At 51.8% G+C, this 2,710-nt stretch carries 1 rRNA gene; it reads right to left on the bottom strand.

Annotated features, from left to right (window positions below):
* Positions 1–5 precede the first annotated feature (5 nt).
* Positions 6–2,710 (bottom strand): 23S ribosomal RNA (locus FHS03_RS27790); the annotation flags it as partial.

Genomic DNA, 2,710 nt, shown 5'->3' with positions numbered 1-2,710 from the left:
GTTATAGGGACAAGCCGTACGGGCAATTAGTATCGGTTAGCTTAATGCATTACTGCACTTCCACACCCGACCTATCAACGTCCTGGTCTCGAACGACCCTTCAAGGAGCTCAAGGCTCCGGGAAATCTCATCTTAAGGCAAGTTTCCCGCTTAGATGCTTTCAGCGGTTATCTCTTCCGAACTTAGCTACCCGGCAATGCCACTGGCGTGACAACCGGTACACCAGAGGTTCGTCCACTCCGGTCCTCTCGTACTAGGAGCAGCCCCCTTCAAATTTCCAACGCCCACGGCAGATAGGGACCAAACTGTCTCACGACGTTTTAAACCCAGCTCACGTACCACTTTAAATGGCGAACAGCCATACCCTTGGGACCGGCTACAGCCCCAGGATGTGATGAGCCGACATCGAGGTGCCAAACTCCCCCGTCGATATGAACTCTTGGGAGGAATCAGCCTGTTATCCCCAGAGTACCTTTTATCCGTTGAGCGATGGCCCTTCCATACAGAACCACCGGATCACTATGTCCTACTTTCGTACCTGCTCGACTTGTCGGTCTCGCAGTTAAGCACGCTTATGCCATTGCACTATTAGCACGATGTCCGACCGTACCTAGCGTACCTTCGAACTCCTCCGTTACACTTTAGGAGGAGACCGCCCCAGTCAAACTGCCTACCATGCACTGTCCCCGATCCGGATAACGGACCAAGGTTAGAACCTCAAATGAACCAGGGTGGTATTTCAAGGATGGCTCCACGAGAACTGGCGTCCCCGCTTCAAAGCCTCCCACCTATCCTACACAGATTGATTCAAAGTCCAATGCAAAGCTACAGTAAAGGTTCATGGGGTCTTTCCGTCTAGCCGCGGGTAGATTGCATCATCACAAACACTTCAACTTCGCTGAGTCTCGGGAGGAGACAGTGTGGCCATCGTTACGCCATTCGTGCAGGTCGGAACTTACCCGACAAGGAATTTCGCTACCTTAGGACCGTTATAGTTACGGCCGCCGTTTACTGGGACTTCAATCAAGAGCTTGCACCCCATCATTTAATCTTCCAGCACCGGGCAGGCGTCACACCCTATACGTCCACTTTCGTGTTTGCAGAGTGCTGTGTTTTTATTAAACAGTCGCAGCCACCAGTTTATTGCAACCTTTTCGCCCTTCCACAGTAAAGTGGTCAAGCTACCGAGGCGTACCTTTTCCCGAAGTTACGGTACCAATTTGCCGAGTTCCTTCTCCCGAGTTCTCTCAAGCGCCTTAGAATACTCATCTCGCCCACCTGTGTCGGTTTGCGGTACGGTCTCGTATGACTGAAGCTTAGAGGCTTTTCTTGGAACCACTTCCGATTGCTTCGTGAACAAGTTCACTCGTCCCAGTCCCTTGAATTACGTGCCCGGATTTGCCTAAGCACCTTCTATGAACCAGAAACTGACTATTCCAACAGTCAGACAACCTTCCGCGATCCGTCCCCCCATCGCATCATACGACGGTGCAGGAATATTAACCTGCTTCCCATCAGCTACGCATCTCTGCCTCGCCTTAGGGGCCGACTCACCCTGCTCCGATGAACGTTGAACAGGAAACCTTGGGCTTACGGCGTGGAGGCTTTTCACCCCCATTATCGCTACTCATGTCAGCATTCGCACTTCTGATACCTCCAGCAGCCTTTACAAGCCACCTTCGCAGGCTTACAGAACGCTCTCCTACCATATGCTTACGCATATCCGCAGCTTCGGTGACTGGCTTAGCCCCGTTACATCTTCCGCGCAGGACGACTCGATCAGTGAGCTATTACGCTTTCTTTAAATGATGGCTGCTTCTAAGCCAACATCCTGACTGTTTTAGCCTTCCCACTTCGTTTTCCACTTAGCCAATCTTTGGGACCTTAGCTGGCGGTCTGGGTTGTTTCCCTCTTGACACCGGACGTTAGCACCCGATGTCTGTCTCCCAAGCTCGCACTCACCGGTATTCGGAGTTTGCAATGGTTTGGTAAGTCGCGATGACCCCCTAGCCATAACAGTGCTCTACCCCCGGTGGTGATACTTGAGGCACTACCTAAATAGTTTTCGGAGAGAACCAGCTATTTCCAAGTTTGTTTAGCCTTTCACCCCTACCCACAGCTCATCCCCTAATTTTTCAACATTAGTGGGTTCGGTCCTCCAGTGCGTGTTACCGCACCTTCAACCTGGCCATGGGTAGATCACTTGGTTTCGGGTCTACACCCAGCGACTAGCGCCCTGTTCGGACTCGATTTCTCTACGGCTCCCCTATTTGGTTAACCTCGCCACTGAATGTAAGTCGCTGACCCATTATACAAAAGGTACGCAGTCACCCCACAAGGAGGCTCCTACTGTTTGTATGCACACGGTTTCAGGATCTATTTCACTCCCCTCCCGGGGTTCTTTTCGCCTTTCCCTCACGGTACTGGTTCACTATCGGTCGATTACGAGTATTTAGCCTTGGAGGATGGTCCCCCCATCTTCAGACAGGATTTCTCGTGTCCCGCCCTACTTGTCGCACGCTTAGTACCACCGGTCTGATTTCGTGTACGGGGCTATCACCCGCTATGGCTGCCATTTCCAGAGCATTCCACTATCAGTCCGACTATCACGTGCAGGCTCTTCCCATTTCGCTCGCCACTACTTTGGGAATCTCGGTTGATTTCTTTTCCTGCAGCTACTTAGATGTTTCAGTTCGCCGCGTTCGCTTCG

The organism is Pseudoduganella violacea (assembly GCF_014191875.1).
GTDB lineage: Bacteria > Pseudomonadota > Gammaproteobacteria > Burkholderiales > Burkholderiaceae_D > Rugamonas > Rugamonas violacea_A.
This window is presented reverse-complemented; position numbering and strand designations above follow the sequence as displayed.